A 26,616-nucleotide genomic window follows, 5' to 3' on the forward strand; every position below is an offset into this window, starting at 1 on the left:
GGCGGCGGGCGAACATGGGCCCATGGAGACCGTGCCCGAGTGGTTCGTACCCCTGGCCGAGGAGTTGCTCGCCGTCCCCTCGGTGGCCGGCCGCCCCGCCGATCTGCACCGGGCCCTGGACCTTGTGCTCGACTTCACCGGGCCCGGCTTCACGGTGGAGCGGTTCGAGTCGGGCGGTAAGCCGAGCGCGCTGGTCTACCCCGCCTCAGCGGCGCGCCAGCGGTTCCCGGTGATCTTCAACGCGCACCTGGACGTGGTCCCGGCGTCGCCGGACCAGTTCGTCCCCCGCCGCGAGGGCGATCGCCTGTACGCCAGAGGCGCCCAGGACATGAAGCTGTCGGCGCTGGTGATGGCGTGGGTGTTCCGCGAGTCGGCCGCCCGCCTGCCCTACCCGGTCGCGTTGCAGCTCGTCACCGACGAGGAGGTCGGGGGGCGCGACGGCACGCTGCACCAGCTCCGGCAAGGCGTCATCGGCGACTTCGTCGTGATCGGCGAGCAGAGCAGGCTGCAGGTGGTGACCGACTCCAAGGGCATGGTCGTGGCGAACCTGCGGGCCACCGGGCACGGCGCGCACGGCGCCTACCCCTGGCTCGGCGACAACGCCCTGCTCAAGCTGATGCGCAGCGTCGGCAACGTGCTGGCCCATTATCCGGTCGCCACCGAGGAGGTCTGGCGCACGACGGTGAACCTCGCGCGGGTCGAGACACCGAACCTCGCCCGCAACCAGGTCCCCGCCGTGGCCGAGGCGTGGCTGGACATCCGCTTCCCGTCGGAGGACGGCGACCTGGACGGCCGGACCACGCAGCAGGTCGCCGAGCATCTGCTGCGCTTCTGCGAGCCGGGCGTCACCCCTGTCGTCGACCACGTCGACCCGCCGCACCACGCCGACCGCGACCGTCCCGAGGTGCTCGCGCTGCGCGCGGCGGCGAGGGAAGAGGGCTACGACGCCCCCTTCCTGCGCAAACACGGCGCCGCCGACGGACGGTTCTACTACGAGCGGGGAGTGGACGCGGTCATCTTCGGCATCGGCGGCGACGGCCAGCACGGCCCGGACGAGTACGCCGACCTGACGACGGTGATGCCGTACCACCGGGCGCTCACGGCATTCCTCCGCGACCGCTGACCTGCCGGTCCCGGAGAGGCCTCCGGCGTCGGGGCGGGACGCCTTCAGCGGGGGGCCAGGATGCGGAGTTGCAGCATCGCCGCGAACCGTTGCTCCGGGTCGGTCAGGTCGATCTCGCCGACCTCGGTGACGCGTTTGAGCCGGTAGCGCAGGGTGTTCGGGTGGATGAAGAGGTCGCCCGCCGCCTTGGCCACGTCGCCGAGGGCGTCAAGCCAGGCTTCCAGGGATTCGATGAGGCCCGCGTTGTTGCGTTCGTCGTACTCCATCAGGCGGGCGATCGCACCGCCGGGGCGCTCGTCGCGGGCGGCGGCCAGGTCCCGCAGTTCCAGGACCAGGGCGAGCGTCTGGACGTCGTCGAGCTGGGCCACCCGGAGGCTGGTGTGGCCTTCGCGCATAACCCGCAGCACGCGGTCGGCCTGGGCCTTCCCGTGGACGATGCCGCTGATGTCCGATCCGGCCGGGGCGACCGCCACGATCGCGTGCAGGTTGCCGTCCACCCGGTCGACGAAGTCGGCGGCCAGCCGGGCGGCCCGCTGTTCGGGGCCGCCCGTCGTCACGACCACCGGCAGCAGGCCGTAGACCGTGCCGCCGACGGCGGCCACCGCGCTGGACGGCACCGTCGCCGACAGGTGGACCGACAGCGCGTCCGCGAGTCGTTCGAGGTCGGTGTGCGTGTGATCGTCCCCGGCCAGCAGGCCCGCGCTGACGATGACGAGGCGGCGGGCGGACAGGCCGAGGCGGGCGAGCGCGTCTCGTGCTCCGGCGCCGCCTTCCAGGACCGTGGCGATCAGGTCGGTGCGCAGCCGGCGCTGGACGTCGGCGCCGGCCCGGAGCCGCAGCAGGTGCAGCGCGACCAGTTTCGAGGCGTCGAGCAGGGCCTGGGTCCGTTCGCCGTCGACCTCGCCGTCCATGGCGGCCCAGATCGAGCCGAGGACCTCGTCGCCGGCGCGGACCGCGATGGCGACGCGTTGCACCGTGATGGCGTCGTCTGGCCCGAGGTCCTGGGGGCTGACGACGACCGGGCCCTGGTAGCGGTAGAGGTCGCGGAAGACGCCCAGTTCGGTCAGCCGGGTGGCGTACCGCTCGGGCACCTGGCGGCCGATGACGGTCTCCACGCGGGAGGGGTCGGCTTCGTCCTGGCGGCCGGAGAAGGCGAGGACGCGGGAGCTGCGGTCCTCGATGGTGATGGGGGCGTCGAGGAGGGCGGCCACGGCGTTGGCCACCGCGAAGAGGTCGCCGGACGGGAGACCGCCGAGCGACTCGTGGCCGGTGACCCCGATGTCGCCTTCGGCGAGCATCACGCGGATGAGGGCGGTGAGCTGCGTCCACGTGGCACCCCGGCGCAGGCCGATCAGAGCCACGCCGCTCTCCTGGACCGCCGCCCGCACCTCCGGGGTCAGCGCGACCGGGGCCCTGACCACAAGACCCACGGTGTCGTGGGCACCGAGTGAGCGCAGCAGCGGAGGCAGGGCGCCGGCGGCCGGATCGACGCCGACGCCCAGGACCAGCGAGCGCGGTGCGAGCACGGGTTCGTCGAGGGGGTCGAAGATGACGAGGGCGCTGATGCCCTCCGGGTGGTCGACGTCACCGGCGACGAGTTCGAGGAGGGTGGAGCCCAGGTCGTCGAGGACCCGGCCGAGGCTGGCGCGCGGTCGCTGACTCACGCCGGCAGTATAGGCGCGCACGTCAGAGAGCGATCCACTCCGTCGACGTCGTCACCCTCTCCAGCAGCTCGGGGATGGGGGTGACGCCCAGGCCGGGGCCGGTGGGCACCGCGACGTGGCCGTCCGCCAGGACGATGGGCTCGGTGATGTCCGTGCGGTAGAAGCGGTCCGAAGCCGAGACGTCGCCGGGCAGCGTGAAGCCGGGCAGAGCGGCCAGCGCGATGTTGGCGGCGCGGCCGAGGCCCGTCTCCACCATGCCGCCGCACCAGACCGCGATCCCGTGGGCGGCGGCCAGGTCGTGGATCTTCCTGGCCTCCAGGTATCCGCCGACCCGGCCGGGCTTGATGTTGATGATCTGGCAGGCGCCGAGCGTGATCGCCGCGGCGGCGGTCTGCGCGGACACGACGGATTCGTCGAGGCAGATCGGCGTCTCCAGTCGCCGCGCCAGGGCGGCGTGCCCGAGGATGTCCTCCTCCTCCAGTGGCTGCTCGATCAGGAGCAGGTCGAACGCGTCGAGCTTGGCCAGGTGACGTGCGTCGCGCAGGGTGTAGGCGGTGTTGGCGTCGACCTGGAGGAGCACGCCGGCGCCGAAACGTTCGCGGACGGCGGCCACCGGGGCCAGGTCCCAGCCCGGTTCGATCTTCAGTTTGATGCGGGCGTACCCCTCGTCCAGATAGCCCTGGACGGCGGACAGCAACTCGGGGATCGAGTCGTGGATGCCGACGGAGACGCCGCTCGGCACGCGGCCGGCGACGGCGCCGAGTTCGCGGCCGAACGAGCGGCCGAGCGCGCGCAGTTCCGCGTCGAGGATCGCCATCTCCACCGCGGCCTTGGCCATGCGGTGCCCCTTGAACGCGTGCAGCAGGCCCGCGACGGAGGCGGCGCCCGAGCGCGCGATCGCGGCCGCCCCCTCGGGCGAGGCCAGTTTCGGCAGCAGGAAGCGGCGCAGCACATCCTGCTGCGAGTCGACGTATTCGGCCGAATAGAGCGGGTCCGCCGGCGCGACGCATTCGCCCCAGCCTTCGGCGTCGGCGGTCACCACCTTGACCAGCAGGATGTCGCGCTCGGTCTGGGTGCCGAACGAGGTCCGGAACGGCGACACGAGCGGCATCGAGACACGGCGCAGTTCGATTCCGCGCAATTTCATGAGTTCTCCAGGTCGACGAGGTAGCCGAGGTCGCGGTCGAAGTCGACGACGCGACCTCCGGAGGCCATCAGCGGCGCCAGTTCGTCGCGGAGCCGGCGGCGCCAGGCCACGGCGGCGGCGACGTCGCCGGCGCGCAGGGCCTCGATGTCGGCCGGAGCCGCGACCCGGCGGCTCGACGGGCCGCCGGCCGGGCGCTCGAACGGCGTTCCCGAGCAGGCGGCGACGACCCTCGGGGACAGCAGGCTCCAGCGCACCAGCAGGCGGTCGGTCTCGTCGGCGCCGTTGATGGCGTCGTGCATCGCGCCGTAGAAGTTGGTGAGGTACTCCACCGGGAGCGCCCCCAGTCTGACGATGTTGAAGTAGGCGTTGCGGCTCACCAGCGGGTCGAAGGTCCACTCGATCGTGGGGATGTCGCGGGTGAGGGCCCAGGCGCGCTGATGCAGCTTGAGCGCCGTGCCGACACCGCGGCCCGCCAGGCCAGGCGCGACCCCGGCGACGTGACTGTGCAGGGTGCGGGCCGCCGGTTCCTCGTGGAAGCCGATGCAGACGCCGACGAGCCGGTCTCCCTCGTAGGCGCCGGCGGCGTAGTTGCCCGCCTTGGTCAGGGCCCGGAGGAACTCCACCGTGATCAGCGGGCGGCCCCAGATCCGCAGGAGCAGCTCGATCATGGCGTGGGCTTCGGGCAGTTCCCGGAGTTCCCTGATCTCCACGCCCGCCTTCCGGGCCCGTTCGCCCGCGTTCTGCGCCGCCAGGTCGAGCGTCTCGATGCTGAGGGGCACGGTCAGCCGAGTCTCTTCGGGGTCGCGCGGGCGCCGAAGTGGACGTAGTCCTCGCCGGTGGGCAGCGAGTAGAAGGTCACCGGCATCCACAACTCCATGCCGTCGGGCCGGACCGCGTACAGGGCCGGCTCGACCAGGGTCATCTCGTACGTCTGGACGGGATCCGCCTCCAGCTCGGCCAGCGGGCCCGTCGCCGTGACGCGCAGGGTCGGCTTGCCGTCCTCGTCGAACACCTCCATGCGGATCGACTCGCGCTCGTACGTGCCGGCGTACGGGGTCAGATCGCCGGTGACCGGCTCGGCCGGGGGCTCGAACGGCTCGGGCAGCCGCACACCGGTGAGCTCGGAGAAGATCTCGTCGTAGAGGTCGACGTAGAGGTCGTGGGTGTTGCCGCCGTTGGTGTTGAGCGCGACCGCGACGCCGGCCTCGGGCAGCACGCGCAGGAACGCCGCCTGGCCGATGGTGTTGCCGTCGTGGCCGTAGGCGCGGTGGCCGTGCCAGTCGCAGCGGAACCAGCCCAGCCCCCACGAGTCACCGAGCAGGCGCTTCTCGGGGCAGTCGGTCTGGTACTCCGACATCGCCGTGGCGCTCTCCTGCGACAGGACGCGGGTGCCGTCGGACGCGACCCCGCCGAGCAGGTGCATCCGGGCGAAGGCGAGCACGTCGGTGACGGTCGCCGTGATCAGCCCGGCCGGGCCGACCGCGCGGGGCAGCCCCCACACCGGCGCGACCACGGGTTCGGCGCCGCCCTTGACGTGGCCCATCGCGTGGGCGAAGACCATCGCGTCCTCGGGCAGGGTCGTGGAGTGGGTCAGGCCGAGCGGCGTGAAGAGCTTCTCCTTGATCGCCTGGTCCCAGGTCCGGCCGGTGGCGACCTCGATGATGCGGCCGAGCACGGAGTAGCCCGCGTTGCAGTAGGACCAGGTGGCGCCGATCGGGTGGTTCAGCGGGGAGTCGGCCAGCAGGGCGACGTACTTCTCCAGGGCGTCGTCGCCCCGCCCGGTGTCGGTGAACAGGTCGCCGTCGATGCCGCTGGTGTGGGTCAGCAGGTGCCAGACGGTGACGGCGGCGGTGGTCTCCGGGTCGCGTAGCCGGAACTCCGGCAAGATCTCGGCGACCGGGGAGCGCAGGGTGAAGGCGCCTTCGTCGACGAGTTGCATGATGACGGTCGCGGTCCACACCTTGGAGATCGAGCCGATCTGCCAGACGGAGTCGGTGGTGGCGGGCTGGCCGGTGCCGGCGTGCAGCACCCCGGTGGCGAGCGTGAGGAGTTCGTCGTTCTCGCCGATTCGGAGGATGCCGAGCTGGGCGCCGGGGACGCCGTGCTTGGCGGCGAGTTCGTCGAGGCGGTCCTGCCAGTGGGCCTGGTCGATGGTGGTCACGTCTGCTCCTTCAGGGATACGGCGGCGAGGAGATGGCGGGTGTAGTCGTGCTGCGGCGCGCCGAGCACCATGGCCGTGGGGCCGTATTCGACGATCTGCCCGGCGTGGAGCACCGCCACGTGGTCGGCGACGTACCGGACGACGGCGAGGTTGTGGGAGATGAACAACATGGACAGGCCCAGGTCGCGGCGCATGTCCCGGATGAGGTTGAGCACGGCGCCCTGCACGGACACGTCCAGCGCGGAGGTGATCTCGTCGGCGAGGATCACCTGCGGCCGGGCGGCGAGCGCGCGGGCCAGCGCGACCCGCTGACGCTGCCCGCCGGAGAGCCTTCCCGGGAGGTCTGCGGCCCGGGCCGCGTCGAGGTGGACCAGGGCGAGGAGCCGGGCGATCTCCGCCTGCCGGGCCTTCCTGCCGAGGCGGTCCGGCATGGCCTCCGCGATGCTCTCCCCCACGGTCATGCGGGGGTCGAGGGAGGAGTACGGATCCTGGAAGACCATCTGCACCGGGCGGCGGCCCCGGCTCGGGACCGGCCTGCCGTCGAGCAGGATCCGCCCGTCCGTCACGGGTGCCAGGCCGACGGCGGCCCGCGCGAGGGTCGACTTCCCGCAGCCCGACTCGCCGACCAGGCCGACGGTCTGACCCGCGGCCACCTCCAGGCTGACGTTGTCCAGCACGGTGTGCGCGCCGTACCGCACAGAGACTTCCTGGTAGCTGAGCACGCTCACCCGCCGGCCTCCTCGCTCTTGTGGCACGCCACGCCGGCCAGGAGCGCGGGCGCGACCGCGCGGCAGTGGTCGTCGGCGAGCGGGCAGCGGGGCGCGAAGGCGCACCCGGCCGGGGTGTGCGCGGGGTCGACGGGCAACCCGGGGATGACGGCGAGTGGCCGGTTCAGGTCGGTCTCCATGTCCGGTACGGCCGCGACGAGCGCCCGCGTGTACGGATGCCGCGCGAGCGTGCGCAGGTCTTTGGCGGGCAGCTCCTCGACGACGCGGCCCGCGTACATGACCAGCACCCGGTCGCACACGTCCATCACGACCGAGACGTCGTGGCTGATGAGCAGCAGGGCGGCGCCGGTGTCGCGGCGCACCTCGGCGAGCAGTTCCAGGACCTGCCGCTGGACGGTGACGTCGAGGGCGGTGGTCGGCTCGTCGGCGACGATGAGCCGGGGGTCTCCCATGAGACCCATACCGATCATCGCCCGCTGCCGCATGCCGCCGGAGAACTCGAAAGGGTACTGCCGGGCGCGCCGTCCGGGCTCGCCGATCCGCACGGCGCGCAACCTGTCGACCGCCTTGGCGAAGGCCGCCTTCCGGCCCATCCCTTGGTGGAAACGGCTCACCTCGGCCAGTTGCGGCCCGACCCGATGCGCCGGGTTGAAGGACGTCATCGGATCCTGGAACACGACCGCCAGCGAGGTGCCCAGGCGCCGATGAGCTCCGGCGGCCATGAGGTTCTCCCCCGCGACGACCAGGTGATTCGCGTCGACGCGTACCGGCGGCTCGAGGAGCCCGGCCACCGCCAGCGCCGTCACCGACTTGCCCGAGCCGGACTCGCCGACCACCCCGACGGCCTCGCCGTCCCCGACGGTGAACGTGATCCCCCGCACCGCCCGGATCGGGCCGGCCGGTCCGGGGATCGTCACCCGCAGGTCGTCCACGGACAGGATCGTGCCTGGAACGGGAGCCGTGACGGCCGACGGTCCGCGGGCCTCTCCGAGGGAGCGCGTCCTGCTGGGCGCCGCCGCGAAGGCCTCACCGGTGAGGTTGAACGCGAGCCCGGCGAGCACGACGGCGATGCCGGGGCCGAGTGCGGCGAGCGGGTGGACGTAGATGCCGTTCAGCCCGTCCTGCATGAGCTTGCCCCAGTCGTAGGAGGGCGCCTGCACGCCCAGTCCCAGGAAGGAGAGCCCGGCGAAGGCGAGCAGCACCCCACCGGCCGCCATCGTCGCGTTCACGATGAGCGGCCCGGCGATGTTCGGCAGCACGTGCCGCAGCAGCACCCGCACCCTGCTCACCCCGGCGATGCGCGCCGCCGCGATGTAGTCCCGCTCGGAGACGGCGGCGACGAGCGTGTGACACAACCGGGCGAACGCGGGCGCCCCGGCCAGGCCCACCGCGAGCGCGGCCCCCCGGGCGCCGACGCCGAAGACGACGGCGAAGAAGAGCACGAGCAGCAGGCCGGGGAAGGCCACCAGCACGTTGACGGCCGAGGTGACGAGACGGCCCAGCCGCCGCCCGGCCAGCATCGGCGCGGCCCCGAGGACGATGCCCAGCACCAGGCTGATCGCCGTCGCCGCCAATGCCAGCACGATCGAGAGCCGGGCGGCCACCAGCACCCGGGCGAACAGGTCCCGGCCGAGGTTGTCGGTGCCGATCCAGTGCTCGGCCGACGGCCCCGCCAGCAGGTTGCCGGTGTCGACGAGCGTGGCCCGCGCACCCCACAGGACGGGCCCGAACGCGGCGACGAACAGCACGAGGGCCAGCAGCCCCAACCCGGCGACGCCGACGGGCCTCGTCAGAGCCCGCATCAGCTTTCTCCGATCGCCGAACGGGGGTCGAGCAGCGCGAGCACCACGTCGACGAGGGTGTTGATCAGGAGTACGCCGACGCCGTAGACCAGGATGGTGCCCTGGACCAGCGGATAGTCCTTCGCGACGATCGAGGAGACGATCGAGGAGCCGAGCCCCGGCCAGGCGAACACGTTCTCCACCAGCACCGTCCCGGCCACCAGCGAACTCAGCAGCAGCCCCCCGATCGTCAGGGTCGCCGTCACCGCGTTCGGCAGCGCGTGCACGACGTGCACCCGCAGCGGAGTGAGCCGCTTGGCCCGCGCGGTGCGGATGTAGTCGGCCTCCATCACCGCGAGCATCTCCACCCGGACGATGCGCGACAGCACCGCGGCCGGACCGATCGCCAGCGCGAGCACCGGCAGCACGTAGGAGCGGGGCCCGTCGAGCCCCGCCACCGGGAACACGTGCATCTGCACCGCCAGCAGGTAGACGAGCCCGACGCCCAGCAGGAAGTCGGGGATCGCGCCGACCACGACGCTGGTGCCGGTGAACGCCAGCTCCGCGCGCCGCCCTCTCCCCCGGCGGGTGAGCACCGCCATCACCACGCCGACGGGCACCGCGACGGCCACCGCGAGCAGGAACGCGGCCACGGCGAGCTGGGCCGTGGCGGGCAGCCGATGGGCGATCGTCTCGCCCACCGGGAGCCGGCTGGAGATCGACACACCCAGTTCTCCGCTGAGCAGGCGGCTCAAGAAGTCGGCGTACTGCCGCCAGAGCGGGTCCAGCAGACCGAGCTCCTGTTTGTGGGCCAGCACCAGGTCCGCCGGGGCGGTCGGGCCGAGCGCCGCGCGTACCGGATCGCCCGGGACCAGGTGGATCATCAGGAACGAGGCGGTCACGAGCACCCAGAGCGACCCCAGCAGCCGCCCCCCGCGCCGGAGCGCGAAGCGCGGCCACCGGCTGCCTGTCGGGTTCTTCATCCCTAACCGAGCATCCGGATGCTGGTGGGGACGATGCTGCCGACGATGGACAGCTCCGCGCCCTTGAGGAAGGTCGGGATGACGTTGTTGGCGAACGGCACCAGGTCCGCGGACTCGTAGAGCGCCTGCTCGGCGGCGAACCAGTCCTTGCACCCGTCGGCGCCGGTGGCGCCCATCGCCTTGGTGGCGGCGGCGAGGTAGCCGTCGTTGTCGATGGCGGCGAAGTTGGTGCCCTTCGGCGTGGCCGGGCCGGAGACGAACGGCATGATCTGGTCGGGAGTGCTGACGTTGACGGGCGCCCAGGCGATGTCCCAGTCGCCGGTGCCGAAGAGCGCGCCGGAGAGCTGTGTCTGGTTCTGCTGGGTGGCCGTGACGTCGACGCCGATCGCCTTCCAGGCCGCCGCGGCCAGCTCGGCGGCGGCGCTTCCGCCGCTGCTGAGCGCGCCGTCGTAGATGAAGGAGGCCGAGAGCGGCTTCCCGTCCTTGGCGCGCACGCCGTCCGCGCCCTTCGTCCAGCCGGCGGCATCCAGGGTGGCCCCGGCGGCGGTGGCGTCGAAGGCCGGCAGGTGGCCGGTGACGGAGTCGCCGGCGCAGCCGGTCGGTTCGAGCGCGGCGAGCTGGGTCGCGGGGGCGCCCTTGCCGGAGGTGAGGGCGACCTGGAGCTGCTTGAGGTCGAGCGCCTGGGTCAGCGCCATCCGCACGGCCGGGTCGGAGGTGGCGTGGCCTTTGGCGTGGTTGTACCACTGCTGGCCGATCAGCGCCTGCGTGCCGACGAACTTCAGGCCCGCCCCCGCGAGGCGGGCGGCGTCGGAGCCGGTGATCTGGACCGCGTTGACCGTGCCCGCGAGCAGCTCGTTGGCGGCGGTGGTCTCGTTCGCGACGATCTTGACGACCACCTTGGCCGGCATTCCCTTCTCGGCCGTGGTGGCGCCGCCGGGACCCCAGGTGTAGCCCTCGCGCAACTGGTAGGTGTAGCGGTCGGACGGAACGGCCTCGGTGAGCACGTAGGGGCCGGTGCCGTTCGTGGCGGCCTTGAGGCTCGCCCGGTTCTTCATGCCGGCGTCGCAGACCATCGGCAGGTTCGAGAACGAGTTCAGCGCGAACGGCGCGGGCGCGGCCAGCTTGACGGTGACCGTCGAGCCCGACGCGGAGGCGGTGGCGCCGGCCGGGATGAATACGCCGAGGAACGGGCTCTTGTTCTTCGGGTCCTCCACGTAGGCGATGTTGTCGACCACCGTCTTCGCCGTGAACGGGGTGCCGTCGGCGCAGGTGACGCCGCTCTTGATGTCGAAGGTGAGGGTGGTGCCGTCGACGGTCCACGCGCTGGCCAGGTGCGGCAGGATCGTGCCGTCCTCGGCGACGGCCACCAGGTTGTCGTAGGCGAACTGCGTCATGCCGAACAGGGCGCTCACCGCCGAACCCTGCGGGTCGAGGGCGCCCGGGTCCGCCGGGAGGTCCAGCGTGAAGGTCTTGGCCGGGGATGCCTCACCGCCGCCACCGCCACCGTCATCGCCGCCGCCACCGCCGCAGCCGGCCGTGCCGATCAGGGTGATCAGGGCGAGGGCCCCGAGGGCCCCCGTGCGTATGGGACTCATACGGTTCCTTTTCTGGTACGGGCGACCACACGGCCGTAGTGGACGTATTTCGCGAGGCCCGTCTCGTCGCGCCCGATGAAGGCGAAGAGGGGGTGGATGCCGCGGAAGGGCTCGGCGGAGATCAGCGAGTCGCCGTCGAAGTGCACCAGCCGGAGACGCAGGGGCTTCTCGCCGATCTCGGCGATGACGCCCTTGGGCACCCGGTCGAGCCAGATGGCGCCGTCGGCGTCCTGGCTGACGGTGATGTCGGTGATCGTGTCGGCGTACCGGCCCAGGTAGGGCGTGGGGTCGATCGCCTCAGGCTCGGCTCGCGGCGCCGGCCGCCCCGGCAACGCGATGCCGGTGAGCTCCTTGAGCAGGTACGCCAGGACGTCGTCGAAGATCCCGAAGACGTCGCCGCCGTTGGTCAGCAGCGCGATCGCCACACCGTGGTCCGGCACGACCCGCAGGAAGGCCGCCTGGCCGATGGTCCCGCCGTCGTGCCCGACGACGGCGCGGCCGTCGTGCTCCGACATCTCCCAGCCCAGCCCCCACGAGTCGCCCATGGTGCCGAGCCGCGGCACCTTCACCTGCGGTTGCCACATGGCCGCCACCGTGCCCGGTCTGAGCACGCCGGAGCCGTCCGCCAGATGCATCGCGACGAAGCCGAGCAGGTCGCGCGCGGTCATCGCGAGCATCGAACCGGCGGGCGCGTTCGACCTGGCCAGCGCCCACGTCGGGGCGGACACCGGCGTGCCGTCCTCGCCCGGCACGTGCCCGACGGCAGCCCGGTGCAGAATCGCCTCGTAGGGGCTCGGCGAGACGTGCGTGAGGCCGAGCGGCGCGGCCAGCCGCTCGACCAGCACCTCGTCGAACGGCTTCCCGCGCAGCACCTCGACCAGGCGGCCGAGCACCACGAACCCGGTGTTGTTGTACGAGAACACCTCCCCCGGCTCGAAGAGCTGCGGGATGTCGCGGATCGAGGCGAGGTACCGCTCGACGGCGTCCGAGCCCCGGCCGGTGTCGGTGAAGATGTCGCCCTCGAAGCCCGCGACGTGGCAGAGCAACTGGCGGGTGGTGATCGCCGCGGACGCGGCCGCGTCGCCGACCGTGAAGCCGGGCAGGTAGGTGCGCAGGGGCGCGTCCAGGTCGATCACGCCGTCGTCGACGAGCTGCATCACCAGGGCGCTGGTCCACAACTTGGTGATCGACCCGATCTGGAAGACCGAGTCGGTGGTCGCCTCGACCCCGGTGGCCGTGCTGAGCACCCCGGCGGCGGCGGTGATCACCCGGTCCTGGGTCAGCACGGCGACCGAGGCGCCCGGTACTTCGCGTCGGGTCACGATCTCGGCGAAGCACTCGTCAAGCCAGTCCTGCACGCTTTCCGGCGACATCATGTGCTGAGGCTAGGTCGTGATCCAGCCCGCCGTACTCAGCCGATCGCACAACCTGAGCCGGTCGAGGTTGTGCGATCGGCCAACCGCTTACCTCCAGACCTGGGCCGCCACCCGCCGGAAGTTGCCGCCCAGGATGCCGCGCACCGCCTCCTCCGGATAGCCGCGCCCTACCAGCTCACGCTCGATCAGCAGCGTCGTCTCCGGCTCGACGAACTGGATCACGCCCCAGCGGGTGTACTCCTCGGGGAAGAGTTCCGGGTTGTCCTCCAGCTCCGCCATCACGTCCTCGGCGTCGAAGGAGTAGTCGCTGCCGATTCCGACGTGCTCGGGACCCACCAGCTCGACGGCGTAGTCGATGTGGGCGACGAAGGCGTCCAGGGTCGCGGTGTTGGGCCCGAGGAAGATGCCCACGCCGGGGATGCCGATGACGCCGCCGGTCGCGGCGCACTCGCGGGCCTGCTCGTCGGTGATGTTGCGGGCGTGGTCCCACAACCCGCGCATCGCCGAATGCGAGTAGATCATCGGCTGCTCGGAGGCCTCCGAGAGATCCAGCCCGGTGCGGGTGCCGCAGTGCGACCCGTCGACCAGCATGCCGACCTCGTTCATGTGCCGGACCAGCTCCCGGCCGTAGGCCGTCAGCCCCGTGTCGACGGCGTCGAGACAGCCGCCTCCGGCGGCGTTGCCGTTGTTGTAGCTCGGCAGCAGCGACTTCACCCCCAGGTCGTAGAAGGTCCGCACCATGCCGAGGTCACCCGCCAGCGGGCCCGAGTCCTCCAGGTCGAACGCCACCACGATCCGGTCGTCCGGTACCGCCGCGTCGATCTCACCGACGGTCGTGGCGAGCTCCAGGTCCGGGTGGGCCTCGATCGCGCGGGTGAAGTGGTCGATGTAGGAGAGCGAATCCTCACGGGAATGCGGCGCGTAGCCGACGTTGACACACACGTAGGCCCCGCCGGGACGGCGGTAGCGCAGGACGTCGCTGACGTCGGCGTCGAGGGTGAGGGGCAGGCAGGCGTGCTGTTCCCAGAAGGCACGGCGGGCTGAAGTCATGCGCACATCCTGCTGTGCTCAGCCGCCGTGCCGGTATTCGCGTGCCTTTCTCCCGCGTGTCCCAGCCCGGTGCCGGGTGCGGCTAGAGGGTGACGTCGAAACGGTCGACGAGCATGTAGGTGCCCGATCGTTTGACGCCGCGCAGGGTGTGCGTTCCCTGCGGCAGCCCTCGGGCGCTGTAGACGACCTGCTGGGTCAGGCGGGCGCCGGCGGCGGTGTCGACGGTGGCGCGGAGCACACCGTCGAGGTACACGTCCACGAGCCCCTGGTCGGAATGGCGTTCCGACAGGTAGTCGATGCCGGTGCCGGTGAAGGTGTAGGTGAACGACGCGCCGTTGGTGGTCGTGTATCGCACGTCGTCGTTGTAGTCACCGAGCCCGCGGGCGCTGCTGGTCGCCCAGCCGGTGCCGTAGGCCGCCGCGTCGTCGTTGAACCGCCGGGTCGTGCCGGCGGTGGGATACAACTGCGACTGCGGCACGATCTGAGCCGGTGTGCTGGGGCCGGCCCAGGCGAGCTTCATGAACGCCTCGCTGCCGCGTTCGGTCTGTTCGAGCCGGATGTCGTAACGGCGGCCGGCGACGAGGGTCACACTGCCTTGATCGACGGCCGCCGTGTGCGGGGTGGTGTTGTCGATGACGAGCTGTCCGTCGATCCACAGCCGGACGGTGTCGTCGGAGGCGGTGGTGAAGGTGTAGCGCTCGGAGTACCGCGGCTCGATCGAACCGGTCCAGCGGCCGGAGAAGCTGTCGGCGCCGATCGCCGGGGCCGGGGAACCGCTGAAACGCCAGGCGTAGTTGACGGTCGGATCCGTCCGGGTGACCGCTGGGGTGCCGGTGAAAGTGGTGTTGTTCCAGAATTCCGCCTTGAGCCCGGAACCGCTGCCCGCCGCCGTAGGCGCGGGGGTGGTGATGTCGGCCTCGATGACGGTGGCGATGGCGTTGGTGGCGCCGCCGGTGGGCAGGAAGTCGTAGCCGTCACCGGCGGCTCGCACGCTCACGGGTGAGGTGTCGCCGAGCACGCGCGCGCCCGTGACCGTGAAGGGCGCGCGCCGGCCGAGGTGCAGGGTGCCGGCCCAGGCATTGACGATCAGGTAGAGCTTGCTGCCCTTGCGCGTGACGCGGCCCCAGGCCGGCTGGGTGACCAGGCCCGTGTGGCCCGCGCCGGTGATGGCCGCCCCGTTGGCGGCCATCCACGTCCCGATGCCGCGCAGGGGATCGGCCTGCCCGGCGGTGACCGCCCCTGTGTCGGTGGGGCCGATGTTGAGCAGGAAGTTGGCGCCGTTGCTCGTCAGGGTCGCCAGGTCGCGCACCATCGTGGTCGCTGTCTTGAAGCCGGTGTCCCAGGCCGCGTACCCCCACGTGTTGTTGATCGTCATGCAGGACTCCTGCAGCTGGATCGACGGCGGGGAACCGGCGAGCGACTGCTCGGGGGTGCCGAAGTCACCGTCGACGGGGCGGCGCTTGACCACTCGGTTGTTGATGACGATCTGTGGCGCGATACCTCGGACGAACCGTTCCAGATCCTCGCCGTTCTGTGCCGTCCACGGATTGGCGGGGTTGGTCTCGGTCCATTCGCCGTCGAACCAGAGCACCGCGGGGTCGTAGCCGATCACCAGCTCCCGGAGCTGCGCCTTCATCTTGGTGACGTAGGCCGGGAAGTTCGTGACGAAGTCCGGGTCGTGCCAGTCCCAGATCGAGTAGTAGAAGCCGAGCTTCACGCCGTTGGCGGTCGCGGCGGTCTTGAGCTCGCGCAGGATGTCGCGGGAGAAGCCGGAATGGTCGCGGAGGTTCCACCGGTTGACGCCGGTGGGCCACATGGCGAATCCGTCGTGGTGCTTCGCGGTGATGACGATGTACTTCTGACCGGCCTGTTTGGCCAGCTGCACGATGGCGTTGGCGTCGAACGATGCGGGGTTGAAGGTGGCGGCCTTCGCCTCGTATTCGCTCCACGGGATGTTGCACTGCCGTTTGATCCACTCGGCGTCGCGGCAGGTTCCGTATTGGCCCCTGAAAGCGGAGTACGCGCCGAAATGGAGGAACATTCCGAAGCGCGCCTCGTCGAACCAGCGGGTGCGCGGTGAGCTCAGCGCGTCATCGGCGACGTAGTTGTCGCCAGGCGCGGCGGCCGCTGACGACGGCGGCAGGATCATCGTCGCCGTCAGCGCGACGAGCAGGGTCAGAGCCGCTCGCAGGGATGTCGACCGCATGGAGTCCCCTCCGGTGTCTGGACGCGATCAGTTCGCCGCCGCATGCGCGCCGCTACAGGCCGCTACGAACCTGACGGATTCCGTGCACTGATTGATCCCCCGAAACATCCGATCTGTCAAGTACGAAATCGGGGTTGTCAGGAAGGAGCACCAAGGCTCACCGTCGACTTAGCAGGTCATGCCCTGGATCGACCGCGACCCATGCTGCGCATACATCGGATGCCTCTGCGGCGGCTCCCGAGGGGGACGGTCAACGAGATGCCCTCCTGCGTGTTCGCTTTACACCGGTCGGACGCCCGAGTACGCTGCGGCCGTGCCAGCGTGGAATGCGATCGAGCAGGCGGAACCAGAGTTCGCCGGGCGGGTGCGGCGGCTGTTCGACGCCGGCCGCCACAAGACGATCGCGACCCTGCGCGCCGACGGCTCGCCACGCGTCTCGGGCATCGAATGCGAGTTCACCGACGGCGATCTCCGCTTCGGTTCCATGACCGGCGCACGCAAGGGCGCGGACCTCGAGCGGGACCCCCGCTTCGCCCTGCACGGCCCGACCTTCCACCCCGAGGAGGGCAAGGAGCGGGACTGGCCAGGCGAGGCGAAGATCGCCGGCCGAGCCATCCCCGCCGGCCCGGTCGCCACGGACGAGGCGAACGAGCAACCGGCCGGCCAGATGTTCGTCGCCGACATCACCGAGGTCGTCATCACCGGCCTCGACGCCGAAGCCACCAAACTCGTCATCGAGTCCTGGACGCCCGAGCGAGGACTACGAAGGGTCGAGCGGGACTAGGCGAGCGACTGGACGAACGAGGTCATGGTCATGGGGCTCATCGCATTTGGGGGATCGAGTCGAGGAACTTGCTCAGCGCGACGTTAAACTCGGCCGGCCGTTCGAGGTTGGGCATGTGCGCGGTGTCCTCGATGACGACGAGCGTGGAGCCTGGGATGACCTCGTGCATGAGCCGGGCGTCACCGACCGGGGTGAACTCGTCATCGCTGCCGACGACGATGAGCGTGGGCACGCGGACGCGCGCCAGTGACGCCATGTAGTCGGGACGCTCGGCGCGGCCGCGCAACGCGGCGGCCGCGCCCTCTGGGGACGTTCTCCGCATCATTCCGAGGACATGCTCGGCCACCGCGGGGAACCGCCGGATGTTGGCCGGCGCCACCATCTTGGCCAGGACCTCGTCCGCGTAGCCACCCATCCCCTCCCGGAGCAGCCGGTCGGCCGTGGCGCTGCGGACCCGCCTGCCCTCTTCGGTCTCCGCCTGCGGGGCGGTGTCGGCGAGCACCAGCCCGCGCAGCCGGTCCGGGAACAGGCGATGAAACTCCATGACGATCTGCCCACCCATGGACAGGCCGCCGAGGACGACCTCCGCGACGTCGAGGTGGTCGAGAAGGCCGGCGATGTCCTGGGCGAAGGTCTGAAGCGGCGTCTTGCCCGGGACGACGGTGCTGTGGCCGTAGCCGCGCAGATCCGGCACGATCACCCGGTGCCCGTCCCGGCCGACATGCTCGACCTGGGGCGCCCACATCGAACGGTCGAATGGATGCCCGTGGACGAGCACCAGCGGCGGCCCGGCGCCCTCGGGGTTGTGGTCGTCATACGCGATGGCGATCTGCCCGGTGATGAAAGTGTCCACCGTGAACCTCTCCTGTTCGGCCAGGCTTGACGGCTCGATGCTATTGGGGGCAATATCTCGGTGCAATAGAGCTAATTGCACTCGGAGCAATGTCGGTCGGAGATGAGATGGACGACTTCCGGCGGATCGCGGACGTGCTCGCGGCGGAGATCGCCGCCGGTCGGCTGAGGCCCGGGGACCGCCTACCGCCGCAGCGGCAGTTCGCCCGCAGGCACGGCATCGCCGGCTCCACCGCGGCGAGGGTGTACGGCGAGCTGATCCGCCGCGGCCTCGCGGTCGGCGAGGTCGGGCGCGGCACCTTCATCCGCGCCGCCGCGCCGCCGAGCGAGCCCGCACTCGCCGAGCCGGCCCGAGCGCGAGTGGACCTGGAGCTGATCTTCTCCATGCCCCCGGAGCAGCCCGCGCTCCTCGCGCAGAGCCTGGGCGGAATGCTGCGCCCCGACGTACTGGCGGATGCGCTCGCCCCCATGGGCGCGGCAGGCACGCCGGCGGTACGGGAGGCGGCGGCCACGATGCTGTCCCGTCCGGGCTGGACCCCCGACCCCGCACGCCTGCTGATCGCGGGCAACGGCCGGCAGGCGATCGCCGCCGCGCTCGCGGCACTCGTCCCGGCCGGTGGCCGCCTCGGCGTCGAGGAACTGACCTACCCGCTGGTCAAGGGCATCGCCACCCGCCTCGGCATCACACTGGTCCCGCTCGCCATGGACGACCACGGTGTGCTCCCGGAGGCCATCCGATCGGCCGGGCCGCTGCATGCCGTCTACCTCCAGCCGACCCTCCACAACCCCCTCGGCGTCACCATGCCCGAACGACGGCGCGCCGAGATCGCCACCACTATCCGAGACCTCGGCATCCACGCCGTCGAGGACGGCATCTACGCCTTCCTCCACGGTGACCCCCCACCGCTGGCCGCGTTCGCGCCCGAACACGTCATCGTCACCGACAGCCTGTCGAAGCGAGTAGCACCGGGCCTGACCGTCGGCTTCGTGGTGACACCGGCGTCGATCGGCGACCGGGTCGCCTCGGCACTGCGCTCAGGCGGCTGGACCGCCCCGCGCTTCGCCGTCGAAGCCGCGACACGATGGCTGACCGACGGCACCGTCACCACCCTCCAAGAGATCAAACGCCACGACGCCGCCACCCGCCAAGCACTAGTACGTGAACACCTCGCCGATTTCTCCGTAAACGCCGACCCGCACGCCTTCCACTGCTGGTGGCACCTCCCCGCCCCCTGGCGCGCCGACACCTTCGTAGCCGCCGCCGCCCGCCGCGGCATCGCGGTAACCCCTGGCGCCGCCTTCACCGTCGTAACGGCCCACGCCCCCAACGCCATCCGCCTCGCCCTGCCGACACCACCACTCGGCACCCTCACCACCGCGCTGGCGACTCTCGCCGCCCTGGCCAGGAGCGCCCCCGAGGACACCGAGGTCGAGTAGAAACTCTTGGAGTACTCGATCAACGGCAGGTCAAGGCGATCTTCCGGCGCTGGAGCCGAGGACGTCGCGGATTTGGTGGCGGGCGGTGACTCCGAGGAGGGGGAAGGACCGATAGAGGTGGGAGCCGACGGTCCGGGGCGAGAGGCTGAGCCGTTCGGCGATCTCGCGGTTGGTCAGTCCCTGGGCGGCGAGGCGGACGATCTCGCGTTGTTGCGGGGTGAGCTGCGCCAGGCCGTCTGACGCGGCGGCTCCGGGGAGGGTGACTCCGGAGGCGCGGAGCTCGGTTTCGGCCCGTTGCGCGTACGGCTTCGCTCCGATGCGCCGGAACACCTCCACGGCTGAGATCAGCAGAGGTTTGGCCTCGTTGATCCGCCGCCGTCGCCGCAGCCATTCGGCGTAGTCCAGCCGCAGAGAAGCTCGTTCGAAGGGCCACTGCTCACCCGCCGGGTCGGCGAGCGCGCGGGTGTAGTGCTCCACGGCCTGATCGGGTCCGGACAACAACGCGCGCGCGTGCGCGACCAACTGCTCGAGACGCGGCGACATGTCCCCGTCCACCTGGCTCACCGCGTGTTCCACGATCGCTCCGCACTCGTCGACTTGGCCCGTACGGACCGCGGCGGAGGCGAAGTCCACCAGCGCGAAATATGAGGCGTGGTAGTGAAGTGGGACGCCGTCGTCGCCGAGCACCTGGCGGAGGATGGTGTAGGCCGCCTCGAAGCGTCCCTCGATCAGCGCGATCAGCCCCGTCACCCGGCGTTCCCGCGCCGCGATGAACGGGACGTCGGCCGGATCCACGGCGGCGACCGCCGTGGCGGCGAGGTCGCGCGCGCGGAGCGTGTCGCCGCGAAGAGCCGCCAGTGTGGCGGCGGTGAGGCTGACCCCCGCGGCGACGATCTCCATCTCGTGGGCCGCGGCCAGTTCGGACGCCTCCGCGCACGCGTCCAGCGCCTCGTCCCATCGGGCGGTGTCGAGGCAGGCCCAGGCGAGCCCCATCATCATGGCTCCGCCGGCACCCTGGACGCCGGGTTTGCGGAGCCTCTCACGCGCCTCCGAGAGCTCGATCACCATGGCGCCCCGGGCACTCCGGATGCCGGGTTCGCGGAGCCTCTCGCGCGCCTCCCGGAGAATGCGCACCGCCAGATCCGACTCGTCGAGCACCCAGGCGGCCGGGCCCGCCGTCGACAGACCGGGAATGTCGAGCCCGTGTTCGGTGATCCGGCGAATGTCGGCCAAGGCCGCCGCCCGCCCCTGGTAGGGGCTGGTCGCCGCGTGCGTGAACAGCCGGACGGCGTCCGCCCAGTCCGGGGCACCGGGGTGAATCGCGCCCTCCCGCGGGGAAAGCCGGTCCATCACCTCACGCACCGCGGTCCGTCCGGCAGGCGCTCCCAAGTGGTAGGCGACGGTCGCCGCCGGCCCCAGGGTGCTCCAGGCGATGAGCGGGGCCCACGCCGCCGTCTCCTCGCCGAGCGTGACGAGCGCCCTGAGCGCCTCGGCCTGATGTCTGGTCCAGGCGAGCGCCCACCCGATCGCCCGGTTCGCCTGCGCCCGCAACGTCGGGTCGGACGTGGCGGCCGATGCCCGGGTCGCGAGGTCACGCACCCATGTGGCCTGCCCCGTGGTGGTGGCGTAGTCGGCCGCGATGACCAGCCGTCGTGCCCGGCCCTCAGGGTCCGGGCTGAGCTCCGCCGCCCGCTCCATGGCGAGGGCGGCGGACACACAGCCGCCGCGTCGCAGAGCCTCCGCCGCAGTCTCCTCCAAGAGCAACGCCACACTCTCGTCGGGATGGAGCGTCGCCTTCGCCAGATGCCAGGCCCGGCGATCCGGCTGCCGTGTGAGGACACCGGCCAGCCGGCGATGGGCGTCCGCGCGCTCGGCGAACGACGCCGCGTGGTAGACGGCCGAGCGCACCAGAGGGTGTGAGAAGGACACTCCGGCGCCGCTCACCGTAATCAGGCCGGCGTTCTCGGCGGGTTGCCAGATCTGCGCCTCCAGGCCGGGAAGGCCGGCGCTGCCCGCCTCCGACAGCTCGGACGGGCCGGCCACCGCGGCGAACAACAAGGCGGTACGGCAGGCCTGCGGCAGGGCGCTCACCCGCTCACTGAACAGACGTTCCAGGCGCTCACTCAGCGGAAGCGGGTCTTCGAGCCGGTAACCGCCCCATGCCCTGTCCGTCGCGATCGCCCTGGTCAGCTCCACCAAGGCCATCGGGTTACCCTGCGCCTGGGCCAGGACGGTCGACCGAGCCAGGCCGCGAGGGGGGTGCGGCTGCGCGTCGAGCGACCGGTTGGCGTCTGTCTCGGTGAGCGGCTCCAGCCGCAAACGGGCGACGTCGTGGCCGAACGGCGACGGGGGCGCCTGTCCCCGGGTGCTCACCACCATCACGATCCGCTCGTTCCTCAGGCGTCTCCCGACGAAGGCGAGAACGTCGCGCGAGTTGTAGTCGAGCCACTCGGCGTCGTCGACGACGAGGAGCAGCGGGGACCGCTCCGCGACCTTGACGAGCAACGTCACGGTCGCTATGCCGATCAGCAGGCGGTCGGGAGCCGTGAACTCCTGTGCCAGGCCGAAGGCGGCCAGCAGCGCGTTCCGATGAGGTGGCGTCAGGTCGGCCACGGGGGAGCCGGCCGAGGCGAGGATCGGGCCCAGCAGTTGGTGGAGTCCGGCGAACGCGAGATGGGTCTCGGACTGGTCGCCCACGACCGACAGGACATTCACCTTCCTCTCCCGGGCCTGTTCGACGAACCGCGACAGGAGGCTGGTCTTGCCGATTCCTGCTTCGCCGAGGAGCGCCAGTGCCTGGCTCGATGGCGAGTCGAGCAGGCCGATGAGCCGTTCCAGCTCGGCATCCCGGCCGATGAGCAGCGACGACGAGCGTTCGGACATGCTGGCTGGGGTTTCCGTTCGGGTCTGAGGAAAAGGGACAAATTCGACTGTAGTGCGGCAGGGGAAGGGTGCGTGGCCGGGGTGCAGTCATCCTTCGGATACCGCTTGCGGACCCCGCCCCGGGAGACTGGTCCGGCCACGCAGCCTGGTCCTTCGAAAGGAGCGGACGTCCGTCCATGAGCACCCGACCTGATCGAGACAGCCTTGCTCCTGGGTCGTGAGGAGGAATGCGCGCAGTTGGAGGGTCTGCTCACGGCCGCCCGTGAAGGTGCCGGCGGCGTTCTCGTACTCAGGGGGCAGGCGGGGATCGGGAAGACGGCGCTCCTTGAACACGCCGTCCGGGAGGCGCGCGGCGCCCGGGTGGTGCGGGTCGCGGGCATCGAATCGGAGACGGAGATCGGCTTCGCGGCCCTGCACCAGCTCCTGCTGCCCTTCCTCGGCCGCCTGCCGAGCCTGCCGCCCCCGCAACGATCGGCCCTGGCCGCTGTCTTCGGCCTGCGTCAGGGCAAGGAGCCCGAGCGCTTCCTCGTCGGGCTGGCCGCACTGAGCTTGCTGGCCGACGCCGCCGGTGAGCCCCTGCTGTGCGTCGTCGACGACGCACAGTGGCTCGATCAGGAGTCGGCCCAGGTGCTGGCGTTCGTGGCACGCCGTCTTCAGGCCGAGCGTCTCGTCATGATGTTCGCGGTCCGCGAGCCCACCACCCGGCTCCTGCCACTGACGGGGCTTCCCGACCGCGAGATCCGGGGGCTCGCGCCACGCGCGGCGGCCGAACTGCTGGCCTCGGCGACGCCTGGCAGGCCGGACGACCGGATCAGCGAGAGAATCGTCGCCGAGACAGGCGGCAACCCGCTGGCCCTCATCGAGCTCGCCCATGAGCTGGATCCCGGGCACCTGACCGGTGCGGCCCGGTTGCCGGACCCGCTGCCGATCAGCCAGAGGCTCGGGGCGCGGTTCGTCCGCGAGGTCCGCGACCTGCCGGCGAGCTCACAGATGATGTTGCTGACGGCCGCCGCCGAGCAGACGGGCGACCCCGCGGTGTTGTGGCGCGCCGGGGCCGAGCTCGGCTTCGGGTGGGACGCGGGCGCGGTCGCGGAGGCGCGACAGCTCCTGGAGCCGGGCACACGGGTCAGGTTCCGTCACCCGCTGATCCGCTCGGCGGTCTATTACGGCGCGTCCAGCGGTGAGCGTCAGAGGGTCCACCAGGTGCTCGCGGCCGTCACCGATCCCGATCGGGACCCCGACCGGCGCGCCTGGCATCTCGCCGAGGCGGCCCCGGGGCCGGATGAGGTGCTGGCCGCGGCGCTTGAGGACGCCGCCGGCACGGCCAGGTCACGCGGCGGGTCCGACGCCGAGGTCATCATTCGGATGCGCGCGGCCGAGCTGACCCCCGAGCCCGCTCGCCGGGCAGGGCGACTGGTCGCCACCGCGCAGGCGGCTCTGAACGCCGGCGCCTTCTCCCAGGCGGGGTCACTGGTCGAATCGGCCGAGCCGGCCCTGGTGGACCCGCTCACACGCGCGCTGGCGGCGGAGATACGCGGCAAGATCCAGATGTGGGCCGGCGGCTCGACCGCCCGGCTTCCCGCGCTGTTGCTGACGACCGCGCGCGCCTACGAGCACGTCGACGTACGGCGTCGCCGGGAAAAGCTCCTCGAGGCCATGGACATGGTCTTCACGATCGGGCAAGCCGCTCTGGAGGTCACTCCGCTCGAGATCGCGAAGGAGGCACTCGCGCTCGCGCCACCGCCGGAGGGCGAGGCGACGCCCGGCGACCTGTTGCTGGAAGGCTGTGCCACGCTCATCGCGATCGGATACGCCGAGGCCGTCCCCGTGCTCCATGCCGCCCTGGCTGGTCTCGCGGACCAGCGGGCGCCCGGCACGCTCGGGGTCGCGGCCGCGCACGCCGTGTGGGATGACCGTTTCGCCGACGAGCGGGCTCCGGCTGTCGCGGGCCCTTCCGAGGCGCTCGGGCGTGGCCGCTACCGCGACGCGTTCGAGGCGGCCCGGCACCTGTGCGAGCTGGAGGTGGTGAACCTGGACCATCAGCGCCTGCCCGACCTCATCGAAGCCGGTGTCCGGTGTGGTGAGCGCGACCAGGCGCAGTCGGCGTTGTCGCGGCTCAGGACGAAGGCCCAGGCGGCCGGCACTCCGTGGGCGCTCGGGCTGCTCGCGAGGTCGGAGGCGCTCCTGGCGAAGCCGGCCGACGCGGAGCGTCTCTACCTGCTGGCGATAGAGCACCTGGCGCGCACGCGCATAACGGCCGATCTGGCCCGCGCGTACCTGCTCTACGGCGAGTGGCTGCGCCGGCACAGGCGCAGGAACGACGCCCGCGCACGGCTGAGCATGGCCCACGACATGTTCGTGGAGATGGGCGCGGCGGCGTTCGCGGATCGATGCCGGATCGAGCTCGTCGCGGCCGGCACGCGCCCCGGCGCGTCCGATGACCTCACGCCGCAGGAGAGGCAGATCGCCACCCTGGCTGCCGGCCGCGCGACGAACCAGGAGATCGCCGCGCAGCTGTTCATCAGCCCGAGCACCGTCGACTACCACCTCAAGAAGGTGTTCAGGAAGCTCGGAGTCACCTCGCGCCGCCAGCTCACGCTGAGGAAGCCGTGAGGTGGGCGGCGCGGTCGAGTGCCCGCACCGCCCGGCGCTCAGCCCTTGGCGCGGGCCGCCTTCTCGATGAAGCTCGTGACGGTGCCAGGCTGGGAGATGATGCCCAGGTGGGAGGCGTTGATCTTCTGGGTCCGCGCGCCGGCGTGCTTGGCCATGGCGACCTGCTGCGCCTCCGGGATGATCTTGTCCTTGGTTCCGATCAGGACCCATGAGGGGATCGTCTTCCAGGCCGGAGTCCCGGAGTGCTCGCCGAGGGCGATCAGGGACGTGGGGGGCTGGGAGGCCGCGAGCTGGGCGCCGGTCGCGGGGGGCAGGTCGCCGGCGAAGCCCCGGACGAACACGTCCGGCAGCACGTACGTGTCGTACACGCCCGTCGGTGCGCCCGGGTAGTTCACGAGCTTGAAGACCGATGTCGGGTTGGTGACCGCCGGTGCGAGCGCGGAGTCCTTGCCGCTGAGGTCGGCGACGGTCTGGTTCGTGTCCGGGAGGTAGGCGTCGATGTAGACCAGGGCCTTGACGTTGGTGTTACCCGTCGCGGCGTTGGTGATGACGGCGCCGCCGTACGAGTGACCGACGAGCACGATCGGCCCGGTGATGCCCGCCAGGTAGTCGCGCAGGTAAGCGGCATCGCTGGACAGGCCCCGCAGCGGGTTGGGCGCCACGGCGACGGTGTAGCCGTCGTGCTGGAGGCGGCTGACCTCGCCGGACCAGCTCGATCCGTCGGCCCAGGCGCCGTGGACGAGCACGATCGTGGGCTTCGCCGCGTGGTGGGTGGCCGTGGCGCTGGTCGTGGCGGTCGCAGCGGTCGCCGAAGTCAGTCCGAGGGGAAGCAGGACTGCTGTGGCCGCCGCCGCGGCCGTGACGGCCGTGGCGTAGCGGATCCGGTGCACGAGCATGGACTTGCCTTTCTTCAATGCGGCGTGGGGATGAGTCGTGATCAGGCGAGGAAGCCGAGCAGGGCCTTGTTCACCTGGTCGGTGTGGGTCCACGCGATCGCGTGGGGCCCGCCTTCGATGACGAGGTATTCGAGGCCGTCGACGAGCCCGCGCAGCCGCTCGCCGGCGACCTCCTTGGGCAGGATCCGGTCCTGGTCGCCTGTGATCACCAGGATCGGCACGTCGAGCTTGGCCACGTCGGGCCGGAAGTCGGTCAGCCAGGCCGGGATGCACGCCACCGCGGCGACCGGCGAGCCCGCGACCGCGATGTTCCAGCTCGACTGGAACGCCTGCTCGCTGACGAGGGTGCCGCCGTAGACGTCGTAGTTGTAGAAGTTCTCGAGGAACTGCTTGAGCCACAGTGGCCGGTCGGCCTTGGCCGACTCGACGAAGCCGTCGAACAGGCCCTGCGGCGCGCCCTCGGGGTTGTCGTCGGTCTTCAGCAGGAAGGGCGGGATCGGCGAGACCAGCACGGCCTTGCGCACGCGAGCACTGCCGTAGACGCCCAAATAGTGGGTCACGTCGCCCGTGCCCATCGAGTGGCCGACGAGCACGGCGTCGTGCAGGTCCAGCCTCTCCATCAGGGCGTTCAGGTCGGCGGCGAACGTGTCGTAGTCGTAGCCGGTGGCCGGCTGGCTAGAGTTCCCCCAGCCCCGGCGGTCATAGGTGATCACACGGTGCCCGGCGGCGACCAGCACGGAAACCTGCTTCTCCCACGCCTTCCCGCTCAACGGGTAACCGTGGCTCAGCACCACGGGTGTCCCCGCGCCGTGGTCCTCGTAATAGATGTCGATCGGTATTGAGTTCTCCGTGCCTACGTTCACGTAGGGCATGGCGGCTCTCCATCTCACGCGGTCTCGGATTCGTCCGCGGCAGACGCTAAACCCAAGCACTGATGCCGGGAATCACGTGAACCTCATAGTCCGGCCGCGCCCCCCACGCACCGGACGGCGCCTACGCTCACGAAAAAACCCCCGATCTGGGCAATTCGCACATGCAAACCCCTGTGAACAGCCACATGGGGATGGCTACGTGTTTCACGGGATGCCGAGGGTGCTTCGCCCCGCCGCGACCGACCTCAGGCTGGGCACGGAGACGCTTGAACCGCGCCGGGATTGATGGAGGCTCTGGTGTGCCCCGGGTTCGGTGGAGTCGCGTTTCTGGATTGTCATGCCACGGTGGACGCGGTCTCGAACTGTACCGGGGTGAGCATGCCCAGGCTGCTGTGCCGTCGTTGCCGATTGTGCCAGATCTCCAGGTACTCGAAGATCGCGTTGGCGAGTTCGATCCGGGTGTTC

General features: G+C 71.1%; 20 protein-coding genes. 4 read left to right on the forward strand and 16 right to left on the reverse strand.

From position 1 onward, the window contains the following. The first annotated feature begins 22 nt into the window (after positions 1-22). Positions 23-1,123 carry a M20 family metallopeptidase gene (locus tag ACFP1K_RS16180; RefSeq protein WP_380753346.1) on the forward strand — a complete coding sequence of 367 codons (1,101 nt, stop codon included), beginning with the start codon at positions 23-25 and terminating at the stop codon, positions 1,121-1,123. 44 nt (positions 1,124-1,167) lie between these two features. Here the strand turns inward: ACFP1K_RS16180 and ACFP1K_RS16185 are convergent, their stop codons facing one another. From ACFP1K_RS16185 to ACFP1K_RS16235, 11 genes are all read right to left on the reverse strand, one after another. Then, complete coding sequence (locus ACFP1K_RS16185; protein WP_380753349.1) at positions 1,168-2,787, reverse strand: PucR family transcriptional regulator; 1,620 nt, start codon at positions 2,785-2,787, stop codon at positions 1,168-1,170. Between the two features lie 22 nt (positions 2,788-2,809). Further along, complete coding sequence (gene menC, locus ACFP1K_RS16190; protein WP_380753352.1) at positions 2,810-3,934, reverse strand: o-succinylbenzoate synthase; 1,125 nt, start codon at positions 3,932-3,934, stop codon at positions 2,810-2,812. Then, entirely contained in the window at positions 3,931-4,713 is a 783-nt protein-coding gene (locus ACFP1K_RS16195; RefSeq protein WP_380753355.1) for a GNAT family N-acetyltransferase, read from the reverse strand. The genes menC and ACFP1K_RS16195 overlap by 4 nt, the downstream gene beginning before the upstream one ends. A 2-nt stretch (positions 4,714-4,715) precedes the next feature. Further along, positions 4,716-6,095, reverse strand: a complete 1,380-nt coding sequence (locus ACFP1K_RS16200; protein WP_380753358.1) for a serine hydrolase domain-containing protein — start codon at positions 6,093-6,095, stop codon at positions 4,716-4,718. Next, a complete protein-coding gene (locus ACFP1K_RS16205; RefSeq protein WP_380753365.1) occupies positions 6,092-6,823 on the reverse strand; it encodes an ABC transporter ATP-binding protein in 732 nt (243 codons plus the stop codon). The genes ACFP1K_RS16200 and ACFP1K_RS16205 overlap by 4 nt, the downstream gene beginning before the upstream one ends. After that, complete coding sequence (locus tag ACFP1K_RS16210; protein ID WP_380753368.1) at positions 6,820-8,625, reverse strand: dipeptide/oligopeptide/nickel ABC transporter permease/ATP-binding protein; 1,806 nt, start codon at positions 8,623-8,625, stop codon at positions 6,820-6,822. Before ACFP1K_RS16210 ends, ACFP1K_RS16205 begins: the two co-directional genes overlap by 4 nt. After that, positions 8,625-9,587: an ABC transporter permease gene (locus ACFP1K_RS16215; RefSeq protein ID WP_380753371.1), complete on the reverse strand. Its 963-nt coding sequence runs from the start codon at positions 9,585-9,587 to the stop codon at positions 8,625-8,627. The genes ACFP1K_RS16210 and ACFP1K_RS16215 overlap by 1 nt, the downstream gene beginning before the upstream one ends. Before the next feature lie 2 nt (positions 9,588-9,589). After that, positions 9,590-11,182: an ABC transporter substrate-binding protein gene (locus ACFP1K_RS16220; protein ID WP_380753374.1), complete on the reverse strand. Its 1,593-nt coding sequence runs from the start codon at positions 11,180-11,182 to the stop codon at positions 9,590-9,592. Further along, complete coding sequence (locus ACFP1K_RS16225) at positions 11,179-12,558, reverse strand: serine hydrolase domain-containing protein (protein ID WP_380753376.1); 1,380 nt, start codon at positions 12,556-12,558, stop codon at positions 11,179-11,181. The genes ACFP1K_RS16220 and ACFP1K_RS16225 overlap by 4 nt, the downstream gene beginning before the upstream one ends. An 87-nt stretch (positions 12,559-12,645) precedes the next feature. Then, a complete protein-coding gene (locus ACFP1K_RS16230; RefSeq protein ID WP_380753379.1) occupies positions 12,646-13,608 on the reverse strand; it encodes a dipeptidase in 963 nt (320 codons plus the stop codon). An 82-nt stretch (positions 13,609-13,690) separates the two neighbouring features. After that, positions 13,691-15,814 carry an alpha-L-fucosidase gene (locus ACFP1K_RS16235; RefSeq protein ID WP_380753382.1) on the reverse strand — a complete coding sequence of 708 codons (2,124 nt, stop codon included), beginning with the start codon at positions 15,812-15,814 and terminating at the stop codon, positions 13,691-13,693. 313 nt (positions 15,815-16,127) lie between these two features. Here ACFP1K_RS16235 and ACFP1K_RS16240 point away from each other — a divergent pair, with 313 nt between their 5' ends. Next, entirely contained in the window at positions 16,128-16,598 is a 471-nt protein-coding gene (locus tag ACFP1K_RS16240; RefSeq protein WP_380753385.1) for a pyridoxamine 5'-phosphate oxidase family protein, read from the forward strand. A gap of 37 nt (positions 16,599-16,635) precedes the next feature. Here ACFP1K_RS16240 and ACFP1K_RS16245 read toward each other — a convergent pair whose 3' ends face one another. Next, positions 16,636-17,451 (reverse strand): alpha/beta fold hydrolase, encoded by an 816-nt coding sequence (locus tag ACFP1K_RS16245; protein ID WP_380753388.1) that lies wholly within the window; start codon positions 17,449-17,451, stop codon positions 16,636-16,638. Between the two features lie 89 nt (positions 17,452-17,540). On the opposite strand from ACFP1K_RS16245, the gene ACFP1K_RS16250 reads away from it, so the two are divergent. Continuing rightward, positions 17,541-18,887, forward strand: coding sequence for an aminotransferase-like domain-containing protein (locus tag ACFP1K_RS16250; protein WP_380753391.1), 1,347 nt, complete (start codon positions 17,541-17,543; stop codon positions 18,885-18,887). 30 nt (positions 18,888-18,917) lie between these two features. Here ACFP1K_RS16250 and ACFP1K_RS16255 read toward each other — a convergent pair whose 3' ends face one another. Then, positions 18,918-21,770, reverse strand: coding sequence for a helix-turn-helix transcriptional regulator (locus ACFP1K_RS16255; RefSeq protein ID WP_380753394.1), 2,853 nt, complete (start codon positions 21,768-21,770; stop codon positions 18,918-18,920). Between the two features lie 204 nt (positions 21,771-21,974). Between ACFP1K_RS16255 and ACFP1K_RS16260 the strand changes: the two genes are divergently transcribed. Next, entirely contained in the window at positions 21,975-24,383 is a 2,409-nt protein-coding gene (locus tag ACFP1K_RS16260) for a helix-turn-helix transcriptional regulator (RefSeq protein WP_380753397.1), read from the forward strand. 38 nt (positions 24,384-24,421) lie between these two features. Here the strand turns inward: ACFP1K_RS16260 and ACFP1K_RS16265 are convergent, their stop codons facing one another. From ACFP1K_RS16265 to ACFP1K_RS16275, 3 genes are all read right to left on the reverse strand, one after another. Next, entirely contained in the window at positions 24,422-25,279 is an 858-nt protein-coding gene (locus ACFP1K_RS16265; protein WP_380753400.1) for an alpha/beta hydrolase, read from the reverse strand. Between the two features lie 41 nt (positions 25,280-25,320). After that, positions 25,321-26,151, reverse strand: coding sequence for an alpha/beta fold hydrolase (locus ACFP1K_RS16270; RefSeq protein WP_380753403.1), 831 nt, complete (start codon positions 26,149-26,151; stop codon positions 25,321-25,323). Between the two features lie 335 nt (positions 26,152-26,486). Beyond that, positions 26,487-26,616: IS3 family transposase (locus ACFP1K_RS16275; RefSeq protein ID WP_380753412.1), on the reverse strand; the 130-nt coding region annotated here is incomplete at its 5' end.

Source organism: Sphaerisporangium aureirubrum (assembly GCF_042658925.1).
GTDB classification, from domain to species: domain Bacteria; phylum Actinomycetota; class Actinomycetes; order Streptosporangiales; family Streptosporangiaceae; genus Sphaerisporangium; species Sphaerisporangium aureirubrum.